The sequence below is a fragment of the Burkholderia sp. Ac-20384 genome (assembly GCF_017104605.1).
GTDB classification, from domain to species: Bacteria; Pseudomonadota; Gammaproteobacteria; order Burkholderiales; family Burkholderiaceae; genus Burkholderia; species Burkholderia lata.
Genome location: NZ_JAAGPE010000608.1, coordinates 1 through 2,089 on the forward strand (window position 1 = coordinate 1; position 2,089 = coordinate 2,089).

3 protein-coding genes are annotated in these 2,089 nt (G+C 69.1%); all 3 read left to right on the top strand.

The features are described from left to right. Positions 1–766: TetR family transcriptional regulator (locus G3O00_RS42215; RefSeq protein ID WP_206146550.1), on the top strand; the 766-nt coding region annotated here is incomplete at its 5' end. 66 nt (positions 767–832) lie between these two features. Further along, entirely contained in the window at positions 833–1,360 is a 528-nt protein-coding gene (locus G3O00_RS42220; protein WP_174930018.1) for a flavin reductase family protein, read from the top strand. Between the two features lie 123 nt (positions 1,361–1,483). Then, positions 1,484–2,089 (top strand): LysR family transcriptional regulator (locus G3O00_RS42225; protein WP_241025606.1); only part of this gene is annotated, 606 nt, incomplete at its 3' end.

Genomic DNA, 2,089 nt, shown 5'->3' on the forward strand with positions numbered 1-2,089 from the left:
AGAGCGATTGTTTGCCGAAGGCGGTTTCGATGGCGTTTCGATGCGGGATATTGCGGCGGCGGCAGAGGTCGGCTTGCCGTTGATCGTGTATCACTTCGAGACCAAGATGGGGCTGTACCGCGCGCTGATCGACGTCGACGCGATCGATCCGCACTCGCCCGTGTTCGAGATCGTCAAGGAACCGCAGGTGACGATCTGGCTCGGGCCCGGTCGGCACGCGATCCATTACTGGGTGCGCGATCGCCGGCTGCTGAACCTCGTCGTGATCGTGCCGGGCGACGGCAGCACGCGCGAATCGTGGAGCAGCAAAGGCGATCGCGCGACGCTCGAGGCCGAGCTCGACGGCTGGGATCCGCGCCTCGTCGGGCTGATCCGCTGCGCGTCGGACCTGAGCCGCTGGTCGCTGCACGACCGCCAGCCGCTCACGCGCTGGGTATGGGACAACGTGTGCCTGCTCGGCGACGCGTGCCATCCGATGCTGCCGTACCAGTCGCAGGGTGCCGCGCAGGCGCTCGAGGACGCGGTCGTGCTCGGCCGGTGCGTGACAGGGCTCGCGTCGAAGGACGCCCTCGGCGCCGCGCTGGTCGAGTACCAGCGCCTGCGGATCGACCGCAGCGCGCGGATCCAGCTTGCGTCGGCCGGCAACGGTGGCGTGTTCCACCTGCCCGACGGCCCCGAGCAACAGGCGCGCGACGCCGAGCTCAAGTCGCGCCGCGCCGACTTCAAGTCCTACCACTGGACCTGGGCCGACGCGTACCAGCTTTGACGCCCGCCCCGGCGCCGCGTGGCGCGAACCATGCGGCACCGGGGCTTCTCGTGACAGGACCGCACCATGATGAACACCGTGGACATTGCGCAGCAACTGAAACAGGCGATGCGCGGCGTAGCCGCCACCGTCACGATCGTCACGACCGGTGGCGACGGCGCCGCGGCCGCACCGTGCGCGCTGACCGCCAGCTCGTTCACGTCGGTCGCGCTCGATCCGCCGACCGTGCTGGTGTGCATCAACCGGCGCGCCAGCATTCACGCGTCGATCACCGGCCGCCGGCGCTTCTGCGTGAACGCGCTACGAAGCTGCCACGTGCCGCTCGCGCTCGCGTGCAGCACGACGGGCTCCGATACGCGTTTCGCGCACGACGCATGGCGCACCGACGCGGCCACCGGCCTGCCGTACCTCGAGAACGCGCAGACGTCGTTCTTCTGCGACACGCTCGAACAGGTCGAGGTCGGCTCGCATTCGATCCTGGTCGGACGGGTCACGCGCGTCGCGATGTCCGACGACGTGAACCCGCTGATGTACGTGAACGGCGCGTTCGCCGCCGTCCGTTCGCTGCCGCCCGATGCCGGCGCCGGCCAATGACACCCCCGATGCGTGCGTCACGCGTGATGCCGCGCGCAATCGTTGCGTGCGCCGCAGTTACGCTGCGCGCGCGTATCCCGCACTACCATTGCGCCGCATGCACGCGATGACACGGAGAAGCCGATGGCACCCGACCTGAACCTGCTGATTTCGCTCGACGCGCTGCTCGAAGAGGGTAGCGTCGTCGGCGCCGCACGCCGCATGAACCTCAGCCCGCCCGCGATGAGCCGCACGCTCGCGCGCATCCGCGAAACGGTTGGCGACCCGATCTTCGTGCAGGCGGGCCGCAAGATGGTGCCGACGCCGCGCGCGCTCGAACTGCGCGGTGTCGTCCGCGAGACCGTGGAGCGCGCGTCGCAGTTGCTCGCGCCGTCCGCGGAAATCGATCTCGGCACGCTCGACAAGCAGTTCAACGTGCGCGCGAACGACATCTTCGTCGGCCTGCACAGCAGCCGCCTGCTCGAGGAGATGGCGCGCGGGATGCCGCGCGCGATGCTGCGCTTCATGCCCGAGGAAGACGACATCGACGACGACGCGTTGCGCAGCGGCCGCATCGACCTGTTCATCAGCGCGTCGCGCCGCCTGGGGCCGGAGATTCGCGTGCAGCAGGTTGTTCGCCGATTCGTTGTGCAGCTCGAACACCTGCGTGATCACCTGGTCGCCGCGCGCCTGCGGTGCATTGCCGACGTAGGTCGGCACGCCCTGCAGTTTCGCGTCGGCCTCGGGCAC